The organism is Phaeovulum sp. W22_SRMD_FR3 (assembly GCF_052113705.1).
GTDB lineage: Bacteria > Pseudomonadota > Alphaproteobacteria > Rhodobacterales > Rhodobacteraceae > JBGQOG01.
In genome coordinates this window covers 211,667-223,778 of record NZ_JBGQOG010000003.1, presented here as the reverse complement: position 1 = coordinate 223,778, position 12,112 = coordinate 211,667, and the positions used below count along the sequence as shown (strand labels likewise).

Annotated in this window: 9 protein-coding genes; 6 read left to right on the top strand and 3 right to left on the bottom strand. The window is 62.5% G+C overall.

Annotated elements, in window-relative coordinates:
* Positions 1 to 95: 95 nt before the first annotated feature.
* From ACEN2S_RS05480 to dapA (ACEN2S_RS05465), 4 genes are all read left to right on the top strand, one after another.
* On the top strand, positions 96 to 1,136 hold the full coding sequence (locus tag ACEN2S_RS05480) for a TRAP transporter substrate-binding protein (protein ID WP_441863425.1): 1,041 nt from the start codon (positions 96 to 98) through the stop codon (positions 1,134 to 1,136).
* Between the two features lie 69 nt (positions 1,137 to 1,205).
* Entirely contained in the window at positions 1,206 to 1,724 is a 519-nt protein-coding gene (locus tag ACEN2S_RS05475; protein ID WP_441863423.1) for a TRAP transporter small permease, read from the top strand.
* Positions 1,725 to 1,731: 7 nt separating this feature from the next.
* Positions 1,732 to 3,033: a TRAP transporter large permease gene (locus ACEN2S_RS05470; RefSeq protein WP_441863421.1), complete on the top strand. Its 1,302-nt coding sequence runs from the start codon at positions 1,732 to 1,734 to the stop codon at positions 3,031 to 3,033.
* A gap of 14 nt (positions 3,034 to 3,047) precedes the next feature.
* Positions 3,048 to 3,944, top strand: a complete 897-nt coding sequence (gene dapA / locus ACEN2S_RS05465) for a 4-hydroxy-tetrahydrodipicolinate synthase (protein ID WP_441863418.1) — start codon at positions 3,048 to 3,050, stop codon at positions 3,942 to 3,944.
* A gap of 103 nt (positions 3,945 to 4,047) precedes the next feature.
* Here the strand turns inward: dapA (ACEN2S_RS05465) and ACEN2S_RS05460 are convergent, their stop codons facing one another.
* On the bottom strand, positions 4,048 to 5,466 hold the full coding sequence (locus ACEN2S_RS05460) for an FAD-binding oxidoreductase (RefSeq protein ID WP_441863416.1): 1,419 nt from the start codon (positions 5,464 to 5,466) through the stop codon (positions 4,048 to 4,050).
* An 11-nt stretch (positions 5,467 to 5,477) separates the two neighbouring features.
* Complete coding sequence (dapA, locus tag ACEN2S_RS05455) at positions 5,478 to 6,380, bottom strand: 4-hydroxy-tetrahydrodipicolinate synthase (protein ID WP_441863413.1); 903 nt, start codon at positions 6,378 to 6,380, stop codon at positions 5,478 to 5,480.
* Positions 6,381 to 6,797: 417 nt separating this feature from the next.
* Here dapA (ACEN2S_RS05455) and ACEN2S_RS05450 point away from each other — a divergent pair, with 417 nt between their 5' ends.
* Together ACEN2S_RS05450 and ACEN2S_RS05445 are read left to right on the top strand one after the other, a co-directional pair.
* Positions 6,798 to 7,424, top strand: a complete 627-nt coding sequence (locus ACEN2S_RS05450) for a helix-turn-helix domain-containing protein (RefSeq protein WP_441863411.1) — start codon at positions 6,798 to 6,800, stop codon at positions 7,422 to 7,424.
* Positions 7,425 to 7,431: 7 nt separating this feature from the next.
* Entirely contained in the window at positions 7,432 to 8,565 is a 1,134-nt protein-coding gene (locus ACEN2S_RS05445) for an alpha-hydroxy acid oxidase (RefSeq protein ID WP_441863409.1), read from the top strand.
* A gap of 125 nt (positions 8,566 to 8,690) precedes the next feature.
* On the opposite strand, the gene ACEN2S_RS05440 is transcribed toward ACEN2S_RS05445, so the two are convergent.
* Positions 8,691 to 11,900 carry an efflux RND transporter permease subunit gene (locus ACEN2S_RS05440; protein WP_441863407.1) on the bottom strand — a complete coding sequence of 1,070 codons (3,210 nt, stop codon included), beginning with the start codon at positions 11,898 to 11,900 and terminating at the stop codon, positions 8,691 to 8,693.
* Positions 11,901 to 12,112 lie beyond the last annotated feature (212 nt).

Below are 12,112 nucleotides of genomic sequence, written 5' to 3'. Positions count from 1 at the left end.
TGTTCCGGCCGGCAAGATGACTGCGCTCCAAGCCCGGACGGTACCACAAAGCGCAATGAAAATTATCCCTCTAACAGGAACAGGTGAGTCAGACCATGCAACCGACCCTCAAAATGTTCAGCCGGTATGCCGCTGCAGCGGTTGTCGCATTCGGTGCGCTTTCTGCGGCGCCCACGGCCATGCAGGCGCAGACCATCGTGAAATTCGCGACGGTTGACTGCGAAGGCGACCTGATGGGCTGCCCGTATTATACCTATACCGAAGTCTTCAATCAGGTTCTGAAAGCGGGCACGAACGGCCGCTACGAGCTGCAGACTTTCCCGAACTCGCAATTGGGGGATCTTGAATCTCTGACCGAGCAGACCTCGCGCGGGATCATTCAGATGACCAGCGGTCAGAACGCAGGCCAACTGTCGAGCTATTATCCGTCGATCCAGATCGTCGAGATGCCCTATACTTTCGCGTCGCTCGAGACCGCCCGCGAGGTGATGTGGGGGCCCTTCGGCAAGGAACTGGCGGACAGCGTGGCAGAAGCGTCGGGGGTGCGCATCATCTCCTGGTTGCCGTCGGCATTCCGCAACTTTTCAAACTCCCAGCGTCCGATCAAATCTCCGGCGGATATGGCCGGTCTGAAGATCCGCGTGCAGCCGGTTCCGATCCACATCAAGATGATCGAGGCGCTCGGCGCGTCGGGGACACCCATCGCCTGGGGCGAGTTGTACAACGCATTGCAGACGGGGGTGGTCGATGGTCAGGAAAATGCGCCCTATGTGATCCTGCTCGGCCATCTGGAAGAAGTGCAGAAATACTACACGCTGGACGGCCATCTGGTGAACATGCCGCTCATCCTGATCAACGAAGACTTTTATCAGGGCCTCGCCGAAGAGGACCGCAAGGTCTTTGATGAAGCCAGCCGGGCAGCAAGTTTTGCGATGATGGGCGTGGTGACGGCCAAGGAAACTCAGGATCTGAAAAAGATCGCCGATGCCGGTGTCGAAATTTACAAGCCGACGCCGGAAGAGTTCCAGCAATTCGTTGATGTGACCCGGGACCCGGTCCGCGCGGTGCTGGAAGAGAAGGTCGATGCCCAATGGTTCGACAAGCTGGAAGCGGCGATCACGGACGCGAGCAACTGATCGTCCACGCCAACCGGGGCCGGTGCTTGTGACCAAGCGTCGGCCTCACTTGCAGCAAGGGTTCTCAATATGCTGATTTTTCTCGAAAAAGTCGCAGATATTCTGGGCGTGGCCGCCAGTTTCGCGGCGCGGATCGTGGTGATCGCCGTGGCCGTTATCCTGTTCGGCCAAGTGATCTTGCGGTATGTTTTCAACGCGTCCCTGCCATGGCCAGAGGAGGCGTCGCGCTATCTGATGATCTGGGCGGTGATGCTTGGCGGGTCCATCCTCGTGAAGGACGAACAGCTCGTCTGCGTCGATTTCTTCGACAAGGTCTGGAGCAAGCGGCTGATCGTTTACCGCAATCTCCTGTTTCGGGTGATGCTGCTGATCATGCTGGCGGTGCTGTTCTACTACGGCCTCGATCAGGCGATCTATTCGATGAACCGCACCACCACGGCCACCCAGATATCGTGGTTCTGGCCCTATCTTGCGATCCCGGTCGGGGCGGTGCTGATGCTGTTCCAGATGGTCGTGCTGACCCTGCGCGATGTGATCCGGGGCGTGCCCGAAGATCAGAGCCCCTCCATCCTGCGCGCGGAAATCTGAGGTAGCCATGGATTGCTCCCTACTCGTTATCATCGGCCTTCTGGTCGGTCTGCTGCTGCTGGGCAGTCCGGTTATCTTTGCCATCGGTTTTGCCGGGCTGGCCTATTTCTTTGTCGAGCCGGGCATGCTCTCGATGCTGCCGGTCTACGCGCACAAGATCTTCACCGGGATGGACAATTTCATCTGGCTCTCGATCCCGCTGTTCATCATGGCGGGCGAGATCATGGGGTCGATCGGCATGACGGACCGCCTTCTGGGCTTTTCGCGGCTGCTGGTCGGGCGGTATCGCGGGGGTCTTGCCTATGTCAACGTCGTGGCCTCGATGCTGTTCGGCGGCGTCTCGGGCTCGGCGCTGGCGGATATTTCCGCGCTGGGGCCGGTCGAGATCGAAATGATGAAGAAAGACGGCTATCGCGCCGATTTCTCGACCGCGCTGACCATCAGTTCCGCCGTGCAGGGGCCGATCATTCCGCCGAGCATCCCCTTCATCATTTTTTCCAGCCTCACGCAGACATCGGTGGCGGGTCTGTTCCTCGCCGGGGCCATCCCCGGCATCCTGATGGGCATCTCGATGATGCTCGTGGTGTTTTACGTGGCGCGACGGGACAATTTCCCCGCCAACCCGATCAAGAACCTGAATCCGCGCATGGTGCTGCACATCGTGCTCGAGGCGACCTGGGCGCTGCTGATGCCGGTGATCATCATCGGCGGCATCACCACCGGCATCTTCACGGCAACCGAGGCCGCGGCCGTGGCGGTGTTCTATGCGCTGCTGGTCGGCTTTGTGGCCTATCGAAACCTCAGCCTGAAGCAGCTTTGGCAGATTGCCGACCGCACCGTCCGCACCTCGGCATCGATCTTTCTGATCGTGGCTTTCGCGACCGTCATCTCCTGGATCCTGGCAAATGAACGCCTGCCGAGCGAGTTGGGCGCCTTGATCGAGAAACTCGACATACCGGTCTGGGCTCTGTTGCTTGCGATCAATCTGTTCTTTCTGATCAACGGCTTGTGGATCGGAGACTCGGTGCAGCTCTTGCTTTTTGCACCGCTGTTCACGCCCATTCTGGCGGCGCTTGGTGTTGATCCGATCCATTTTGGCGTGATCATGGTGATGAATGTGATGATCGGGCTGCTGACACCACCTTACGGGATGGCGCTCTATCTCGGAGCGGCGGTCAGCGGCGAGCCATTGGGCGCCATCGTCCGGCAGACATTGCCGTTCCTCGGGGCCTGTTTGGTTGTGCTGATGCTGGTGACCTACATCCCCGCAATCTCCCTCACGCTGCCGCATCTCTTCGGCTTCAAATAGATCAAGGAAGACGCATGACACTGACTGCACAAGACCTGCACGGGATCTTTCCCGCGCTGACAACCTCGATGACCGCCGATGGTGCCTATGATCCGGCGGGCATGCGGGCGGCCGTGGCGCGGATGTTCGACGCGGGCATGGACGGGATCGTGCCTTTGGGGGGGACGGGGGAATACACGGCCCTGTCTCCGGCAGAGCGGCTGGCGGTGATCGAGACCTGCGTTGACGCCGCCCGGGGGCGCGGGCCGGTCATTGCGGGTGTGCTGTCGCCGGGCTTTGCCGAGGCGGTGGAAACCGGCAAGCAATTTGCCGCCGCCGGGGTCGATGCGATCATGCTGGTCACGCCCTTTTATGTGATCAGCGGGCAGGCGGGCCTTCTGGACTACTACCGCCAGTTCCATGCCGCGGTTGGGCTGCCCATTGTTCTTTACGAAATTCCGGGTCGCACCAATGTGAGCTACGCGCCCGAAACGGTGGCGACGCTGGCCGAGGAGGGCATTGCGATCGGGATCAAATATTCCAATCTCGATGTGGTGAAATTCACCCAGGTCATGAATGCGGCGGGCAGCAAGCTGAGTGTGATGGGGGGCGATGACAGTCTCTTGGCCGCGCATATGCTGTTGGGCGCGCCGGGCTGCATTCTGGCGACCGCAAATCTCTGTCCGGAGGCCTGGGTCGACTGTTTCCGCAAGGGTCGGGCGGGCGAACTGGCCGCCGCCGCCGCTCTCAACAAGACACTCTACCCGATGATCGAGGCGGTCTTTTCCGAGCCCAACCCCACCGCGCTCAAGGCCGCGATGAAAATTGCCGGTCATGACGCTGGCCCGGTGCGGTCACCTTTGCGCGCCGCCCTGCCGGAGACGGAGGCCCGGTTGCAGCGGCTGATCGCTGAGACGCCGGAGATTTTCTGAGCAATGTGGCCCTTTGCCTGAGGTGCCCAAAAACCCGCCGGCCCTGACAGGGCAGGCGGGTTTTCCGTGGGCGTTGGGTTTTTTCAGTTCCGGCTCCGCCGCGTCAGGGGCGGGCCGCCGGCAGCAAAACCCCCGGATTGATCAGGTTGCGCGGGTCGAACGCGGTCTTGATGCGCTGCATCAGCTCGAGCCTGACCGGATCGATCAGGCGGTCCATTTCGGAGGTCAGCTTGCGTCCGATGCCATGCTCGGCCGAGAATGTCCCGCCATGTGCCACCGCCACATCGTGGATCGCGCGCTCGACCTCCAGCTCCATGGCATCTTTGTCGGGCAGGGCGGACCAGACCGCATGGGGAAACATCACGATCAGATGGACGTTGCCGTCCGCCATATGCGCGGTGATCGCGCGCTCGGCCTGCGGGAATTTCGCCGCCACCACCGCATCGGCGTCCCGCACGAAAGCGGGGATGGCCGAGGTGCGCACACAGGTGTCCATCACAATGCCCACGCCATTGATCTTGTTCGCTTCCGTGACGGAATGGCGGAAGTGCCAGATTTCTTTGGCCTGATTTTCGTTTTGTGCAATCACCGCATCCGGGATTAGATCATCCGCCATCGCGGCAGCCAGCACGCTCTCGAGCTGCGCGGTGAGGGCGTCATCGCTGCGCGGGGATGCCAGCTCGATCAGGAGGGACCAGGCGGGCAGTGCCGTCAGGGGCATGCGGGTGCCCCGAACATGGCGGACGACGTAGCTGGCCTGTGCCCGGTCCAGCAGCTCGAGCGCCTCGACCTGATTGCCAAAGGCCCGCCGGACACGGGTGCCGACGTCGATGGCCTTTTCGGCGGTGTCGCAGGCAAGCCAGGCATGGGCGCGCGATTGCATGCGCGGCGACAGGCGCAACACCGCCCCCGTCACCAGCCCGAGCGACCCCTCAGAGCCCGCGACAAGCTGCGTGAGGTTATAGCCGGTGTTGTTTTTCTTGAGCCCGTCGAGATCGCTGAGGATCCGCCCGTCGGCGAGCACCATCTCGACCCCGGCGATGAGATCGCGCATCGCGCCATAGCGCAGCACCCCGGTGCCGCCCGCATTGGTGGCGATCAGCCCGCCGATCTGCGCCGTGCCTTCCGAGCCCAGATGCAGCGGGAATTGCATCCCGACCGTTTCGGCCGCCGCATGGACTTCGGCCAGGGTGATCCCGGCGTCGACGGTCATCAAACCGGATTCGACGTCGATCTGCCGGATCCGCCGCATGCGGCGCATGCCCACCACCACACCCCGCGACGGCACCGAGCCATAGCACAGGCCCGTGTTGCCGCCCTGAGGAAAGACGGGCAGGCCCGCATCCGTGACCGCCCGCACCGTCGCGGCGGTTTCCGCCGCCGATCCGGGCAAAGCGACGGCCAGTGCCGTGCCGGTTTTGCGGTGGCGAAACTCAGTGATGAAAGGGGCGATGTCCCCGGCCGCCGTCAGGCAGCCCTTGGGCCCGAGGATATCAAAGAGCGTTTGTGTCAGATCCGTCATCGGCTCACATGTCATTCAGGGGTGGCTGTCTTCAGGGTCATATAGACCTCGCTCAGACGTTGGATGGTTTCGGGTCTGGGGTCGGTCAGGGGCAGGCGCACACCGCCGACATCGACACCGGCGAGGCCCATGAAATACTTCAGCGGGCCCGGATTGGTTTCTGAGTAGATCGCTTTCAGCATCGGTTCAAGTTTGGCCTGATACTTCAGGGCCCCTTTCAGATCGCCCGATGCGGCAAGGCGAAAGATCTCGATCCATTCCTCGGGGTAGATGGTGGCGGAAGCCAGGACCCCCCCGGTGGCGCCAAGGGCGACATGGGTCGCAAACAACGGCTCTTCCCCGGACAGGATTGCCAGCTTGTCGCCGCATGCGCGCAGGGTCGCGATGAATTCGGACATATCGTAGTCGGAGTATTTCATGCCGATGATCGAGCCGTCCTCGGCCAGCGCGCCATAGGTATCGGCACTGAGTGCAACCGTGGTACGGCGGGGGATCTGATAGGCCAGCAGCGGCAGGTCGATGGCTTCACGGTAATTGCCGAAATAGCGGCGCATGCCGTCCTGGGTGCCGGGGGAGTAGAAAGGTGTCACCAGCATCAGGCCCGCCGCCCCGGCGTCCTTGAAGTCACGGCCCGCATCCAGGGCGTCGTGATACCCGGTGGACAGGACACCCGGCATGACAGGCGCCGCACCCGCCGCCCCGACGCAGACCGCAACGATTTCAGCCCGTTCCTGCCGTGACAAGGCGGGGTATTCACCGGTGCCGCCAATCGGCACGATCCCCTTGGCGCCCGCCTTGATCTGGCGGCGCACCAGCGATGTCACGCCGTCATAATCGACCGATCCATCTGCGTTGAAGGGGGTCACGATCGCGGTGAACAAACCGTTCAATGCATCTTTGGTGAGCGTCGTCATCGGGGGCTGCTTCCTTACATTGCCTTCTCGAGCCGAAACGGAAACCGGCCTTTCTGGGGCAAATGACACCGCAAACGCGCGACCAGGTCGCGCGCCCGTGCCGTGCTCTGGCCAAAGGGCTCAGGCCGATCGTCGGCTTCTGGGTGCAGAATGTGGGGGCAAATCGTCGTAGTCAACAAAAATCCCCTAAACGAAAAAAAATATCATAAACGATACATGATGCGATATTGGGGGGCATCTCTGGTTGTCTCTGCCCCATATTCGCTTATAGGCTGCGTCTGATGCTGCGGCCGTGCGGGTCACAAGCCGATAATCGGTCGCGTATGGTGGACGATTTTTCGTTTATGATATGGTCGCGCGGCAGGCCCGGCGATCGCCCGGGCCAGCAAGCGACCCCGGGTCAGTATGAGAAAAGGAATGCGGATGATACTCAATGGCGAAACATTGGTGCTGAAGAACGACACCGCTTCCGCAATGGCCGAGAGCGGTGACGTCGCGGTTCCGGAGAGAATTGTCACCCTCCGGAAAGAGCGGGGTCTGACGCTGCAGGAATGCGCCAAGCTGAGTGGCGTCGCGGCATCGACGCTGTCCAAGATTGAGCGCGGAGAGCTTTCCCCGACGATTTCGACGCTTCAGAAGATCGCCGTGGGGTTCGGCATCGAGGTGACGGAGCTGCTTTCGATCAGCCGTCCTGCGGCAGGCAACCACGGGCGCCGTGCCGTCAGCCGCGCCGGAGAGGGCAAGTCGCATGTCTCCCTGTCTTGCGTCAACTATCTGCTGTGCAACGATCTGACGCAAAAGCGGATGGTGCCGATCCGCACCAAGGTGACCGCGCGCAAGACCGAGGAATATGCGGTCTGGGCGCGCTCTGATGCCGAGATTTTCCTCTGGGTCGTTCGGGGGCGGATGCTGCTGCACACGCGGATCTACGAGCCGCTGGAGCTGGGCGAGGGCGATTCCGTCTATTATGACGCCAGCGGCGAGCATTGCTGGACAACCATCGGCGATGAAGATGCCGAAGTGATCTGGGTGATGACGGCCTGACGCCGGGATGCGCGCGTATCATTCCTTCAATGATGCCCGCGACAGGGCGCGCCGCCGCCTTCCCCGGGGGCTGTTCGATTATGTGGACCGCGGCGTTGGCGAAGAGGCGAGCCTGCTTGCCCTGCGCCAAAGCCTTGATGCGGTGAAGATCGCGCCGCGTGCCTTTGTCTCGGAGAAAGCGCGCGGGACGGCGACGCAGCTCTTTGGCAGATCCTGCGGCGCGCCGTTCATCATCGCGCCAACCGCGATGGCGGGGCTGATTCATCTGGATGGCGAGATTGCTCTGGCCCGCGCGGCCACGCGGCACGGGCTGCCGGTCTGCCTCTCGACGCAATCGGTCACCTCGGTGGAGGATCTGGCCCGGCAGGTGCCGGATGCCGACATCTGGATGCAGCTCTATCTTTGGCAGGATCTCGACCTTTCTGCCGGGCTGATGGACCGCGCGGCGGGTGCGGGCGCCAAGGTGTTGGTGATGACCATCGACACGCCCTACGGCGTGCGCAAAGAGTGGAACATCCGCAATGGCTTTGGCATGCCTTTCAGGCTCAGCCCGCGCAGCCTGTCGGATTTTGCGCTGCATCCGGGATGGCTGCTGCGGGTTGCGCTGCGCCATCTGATCCGCAGTGGCATGCCCCGGCTGGGCAACTACCCCGAAGGAATGCGCCCGTCACTGCTCGGTGGGTCAGACGCGCCGCGCGTGGCCTTGCGCCGCGATTTGCGGTGGCAAGACGTGGCCTGGGTCCGCAAGCGGTGGGCCGGTCGCCTGATCCTGAAAGGGGTGATGACGGCTGAAGATGCGCAGCGCGCGGCACAGGTTGGCGCCGATGGGATTGTTGTCTCTTCTCACGGTGCGCGGAACTTTGACGCGGCACCTGCGCCCATTGAGGTGCTCTCCCAGATCCGGGCCGCCACACCACCGGGAGTCACCGTGCTGGCGGACAGCGGCATCCGGCGCGGGCTGGATGTGCTGCGCTATCAACTGCGCGGTGCCGAGGCGGTGATGCTGGGCCGTCTGCCGCTGTGGGCTCTGGCCGCAGGCGGTGAAGCGGGGGTTGATCTGGCCTTGGCCGTGCTGCGTCAGGAATATGTCGAGGCGCTCGATTCAGGTGGCGCGCCTGAGGCATCGGCGCAGAAGACGTGAGGCATTGCGCAGAGGTCCGTGCCGCACGCATCTGACGGGCGCGCAGGCGGCCTCCGGCATGAAAACCCCCGCCCCTGACAGCAGGGGCGGGGGGCGTTTTCCGCGCATCGGCTGCATGCCGCGCTTTATTCCGCGGCGAGCCGGACCGGGCCTTTTTCGGGCGCATCATCCGTGCCGAAACGGGCATCGCCATGCTGGACCAGCGGGCGGTTACCGGCGAGGCGGCGCAAGAGCACATAAAAGACCGGCGTCATGAAGATCCCGAAGAAGGTCACCCCGATCATCCCGGAGAAAACCGCAACGCCCATTGCCGTGCGCATTTCCGCACCGGCACCGGTCGAAATGACCAGCGGCACGACACCCATGATAAAGGCCATGGAGGTCATCAGGATCGGGCGCAGGCGCAGGCGGCTGGCCTCGATGGCGGCCTGAACCGGCGTTCGCCCCTCGAATTCCAGCTCGCGGGCGAATTCCACGATCAGGATGGCATTCTTCGCCGATAGCCCCACCAGCACCATCAACCCGATCTGGGTGAAGATGTTGTTGTCGCCCCCCGTCAGCCAGATGCCGGTCAACGCGGCCAGCACCCCCATCGGCACGATCATGATGATCGCAATCGGCAGGGTCAGGCTTTCGTATTGCGCGGCCAGCACCAGATAGACCAGAAGCAGCGCCAGCGGGAAGACCACAAGGCTCGAATTCCCCGCAAGGATCTGCTGATAGGTCAGATCGGTCCATTCAAAGGTGATCCCCTGCGGCAGGGTTTCGGCAGCGATCCGCTCGATGGCGGCCTGTGCCTGCCCGGATGAGAAGCCCGGCGCAGGCCCGCCGTTGATATCCGCGGCAAGAAAGCCGTTGTAACGGGTGGTGCGTTCCGGCCCGGAGGCGCTGTCGACCTTCAGCAGGGCCGACAGCGGGATCATGGCGCCGGATTGCGCGCGGACCTTCAGCTGTCCGATGTCCTCGGGTTTGGCGCGGAAGGCAGCATCCGCCTGAACGCGCACGCTGTAGGTTCGCCCGAAGGCATTGAAGTCATTGACATAGAGCGAGCCGAGATAGATCTGTAGCGTCTCGAACACATCGGTTACGGCGACGCCCAGCTGCTGGGCCTTGGCGCGGTCCAGATCGGCATAAAGCTGCGGCACGTTGATCTGGAAGCTGGAGAACAGCCCCGCCAGCTCGGGCGTCTGATAGGCCTGGCCCAAGAACGCCTTGGTCGCCTCATCCAGGGCCTGATAGCCGAGCCCCGCGCGGTCTTCGATCTGCAGCTTGAACCCCCCGGTCGAGCCGAGACCATTGACCGGCGGCGGCGGGAACATCGCGATGAAGGCATCCTGAATGCCGGCAAATTTCTGGTTCAGCTGCATGGCAATCGCGCCGCCCGACAGTTCGGGTGACTGACGGTCTTCGAAATCATCGAGCACGGCAAAGACGATGCCGGAGTTTGAGCCGATGGTGAAACCGTTGATCGACAGGCCCGGAAAGGCAATCGCATGTTCGACACCCGGCTGGTCCAGCGCGATCGCGCTCATCCGCTTGATGACATCTTCGGTGCGGTCGAGGGTGGCCCCATCCGGCAGCTGAGCAAAGCCGATCAGATATTGCTTGTCCTGCGCGGGAACAAAGCCGCCCGGGATCAGGTTGAACATGGAATAGGTGCCCGCGGCCAGCGCCAGATAGACCACCATCACCATGCTTTTGCGCGACACGAGGCCACCCACGCCTTTGCCATAGACGGTGGAGGCAGAGCCGAAGAGACGGTTGAAGCCACGGAAGAACCAGCCAAAGACAAAGTCCATGCTGCGCGTCAGCCAGTCTTTCGGCGCGTGATGCCCCTTCAGCAGAAGCGCGGCCAGTGCGGGCGACAAGGTCAGAGAGTTGATGGCCGAGATCACCGTCGAGATGGCGATGGTCAGCGCGAACTGGCGGTAAAATTGGCCGGAAAGCCCGGAAATGAAGGCCAGCGGCACAAAGACCGCAACCAGCACGAGGGCAATCGCGATGATCGGGCCGGAAACTTCGCGCATCGCCTTATAGGTCGCCTCACGCGGATTGAGGCCGTTTTCGATGTTGCGCTCGACATTCTCGACCACGACGATGGCGTCATCGACCACAATCCCGATGGCCAGCACCAGTCCGAACAATGTCAGGGCGTTGATCGAGAAGCCAAAGGCATACATCACCGCGAAAGTGCCGATGATGGAAACCGGCACCGCGATCAGCGGAATGATCGAGGCGCGCCAGGTCTGCAGGAAGATGATCACCACCAGAACCACCAGCGCCACCGCTTCAAGAAGGGTATCAACCACTTTCTCGATCGAGGCGCGCACGAATTTGGTCGTGTCATAGACGATCTCGAACTTGACGCCTTCCGGCATGGCAAGCTGCAGGTCGTTCATGGTGGCGTTGACGGTGTCAGCGATCTCAATCGCGTTCGATCCCGGCGCCTGCAGCACCGCAATGGCCACCGCAGGCTGCCCATCGAGAAGCGAACGCAGCGTGTAATCCGCGGCCCCCATTTCGACGCGGGCGACATCCTTCAGGCGGGTGATTTCGCCGGCTGCGCCGGTTCTCACGATGATCTCGCCGAATTCCTCGGGTGTGTGCAGGCGTCCCTGCGCATTGACGTTGAGCTGAAGATCGACGCCCTCGGAAGTGGGCGAGGCGCCGATGATGCCCGCGGCGGCCTGCACGTTTTGCTGGCGGATGGCGTTGCTGATGTCGCTGGCGGCCAGGCCATGCGCGGCGGCCTTTTGCGGATCAATCCACACGCGCATCGCATAATCCCCGGCACCGAACACCTGCACCTGCCCGACGCCTTCGATGCGGGCCAGACGGTCCTTGATGTTCAGCGTCGCATAGTTGCGCAGATAGGTGATGTCATAGCGGTCGGAATCCGACACGAGATTGACCACCATGATAAAGTCGGGCGAGCTTTTGACCGTGGTCACCCCGAGGGCGCGCACTTCGGCGGGCAGACGCGGTTCCGCCTGCGACACGCGGTTTTGCACCAGCTGCTGCGCCTTGTCGGGATCGGTGCCCAGCTTGAAGGTGACCGTCAGCGTCAGCACCCCGTCCGAGGTCGCCTGACTGTTCATGTAGAGCATGTTTTCAACGCCGTTGATCTGCTCTTCAAGCGGTGTGGCCACGGTTTCGCTGATCACCACGGGGTTGGCGCCCGGATAGACGGCCCGCACCACGATCGAAGGCGGTACGACCTCGGGATATTCCGAGATCGGCAGGGATCGCATGCCGATCAGGCCCGCGACCACGATGAGGATCGATAGGACACCGGCAAAGACCGGCCGGTCGACAAAAAATCGGGATAGGTTCATTTCAAAGCCCTCTCCGGCATGAAATTTGTACGAGTTGCTCTGCTCGGCTGCGCGCGCGCTGCCGATGAGGGTTTGATTTGCGAAGGGTCTGCACCGGATTGTCCGGCCCCTGCCGCCCAGCGGGCAAAGTGTAGGGTCGCTGCGTCACACCCGATTGCGGGCGCAGCCGAGGGGCTTCCCCCGCACGCCTTGCCGCTTGGGGGAAGGACTTG

What these genes read in the sequence shown, in the direction of transcription:
- ACEN2S_RS05480 (WP_441863425.1), top strand. Translation starts at nt 96, where the DNA reads ATGCAACCGACCCTCAAAATGTTCAGCCGGTATGCCGCTGCAGCGGTT.
- ACEN2S_RS05475 (WP_441863423.1), top strand. Translation starts at nt 1,206, where the DNA reads ATGCTGATTTTTCTCGAAAAAGTCGCAGATATTCTGGGCGTGGCCGCC.
- ACEN2S_RS05470 (WP_441863421.1), top strand. Translation starts at nt 1,732, where the DNA reads ATGGATTGCTCCCTACTCGTTATCATCGGCCTTCTGGTCGGTCTGCTG.
- dapA (WP_441863418.1), top strand. Translation starts at nt 3,048, where the DNA reads ATGACACTGACTGCACAAGACCTGCACGGGATCTTTCCCGCGCTGACA.
- ACEN2S_RS05460 (WP_441863416.1), bottom strand. Translation starts at nt 5,466, where the DNA reads ATGACGGATCTGACACAAACGCTCTTTGATATCCTCGGGCCCAAGGGC.
- dapA (WP_441863413.1), bottom strand. Translation starts at nt 6,380, where the DNA reads ATGACGACGCTCACCAAAGATGCATTGAACGGTTTGTTCACCGCGATC.
- ACEN2S_RS05450 (WP_441863411.1), top strand. Translation starts at nt 6,798, where the DNA reads ATGCGGATGATACTCAATGGCGAAACATTGGTGCTGAAGAACGACACC.
- ACEN2S_RS05445 (WP_441863409.1), top strand. Translation starts at nt 7,432, where the DNA reads ATGCGCGCGTATCATTCCTTCAATGATGCCCGCGACAGGGCGCGCCGC.
- ACEN2S_RS05440 (WP_441863407.1), bottom strand. Translation starts at nt 11,900, where the DNA reads ATGAACCTATCCCGATTTTTTGTCGACCGGCCGGTCTTTGCCGGTGTC.